Annotated in this window: 1 protein-coding gene; it reads right to left on the reverse strand. The window is 44.5% G+C overall.

Features of this window, described 5'->3' with window-relative positions; translation table 11 throughout:
• On the reverse strand, positions 1-502 hold a 502-nt coding region (locus HMPREF9304_RS12055; RefSeq protein ID WP_036929538.1), incomplete at both ends, for a PcfJ domain-containing protein.

Consider the following 502-nt stretch of genomic DNA (forward strand, 5'->3'; position numbering starts at 1 on the left):
AGGATTAGTGAGTCCTCTTTAAGATAATATTCGTTGGAGAATACGCAATGGTGCATGGTCGCTCCCTCCTCCAAATGTTCACGCACGCTCTCCAATACGTGGACTTGGATAGTGCCGTCCGTGAAATGGATACCGAAAAATTTGGATTTAAGTTCTTTGAAACGTTTTTCATCTTCCATTGCCTTCTTTTGTTTCTGTTCTATTTCCTCCCTTTCACGCAATCTGAGAAGTTCCTCGTGGCTGCGGTCGTGTTCGCCTTTAAGGTCTGTTGGGCAAAGAAATTTTGGGTTGTGAATATCCTTGCCCAACCTGCGGAGTGTGTCTGCATAGTCACTCCAAAGAGAAATGTCTGCTATCTCATAGCCATTACGGACTGCAATCTTGTAGGACTGCCATAGTTCCTCAAAAGTCCTCCTGTTGCCAAGAAAGTAACGTAAATGGTCTGTTCGACCTGCCTTTAGCAATGTTTCCACACGGCTGTCTGTAAGCAATGNAGGAATAA

It is taken from the genome of Hoylesella timonensis S9-PR14 (genome assembly GCF_000762405.1).
Taxonomy (GTDB): domain Bacteria; phylum Bacteroidota; class Bacteroidia; order Bacteroidales; family Bacteroidaceae; genus Prevotella; species Prevotella timonensis_A.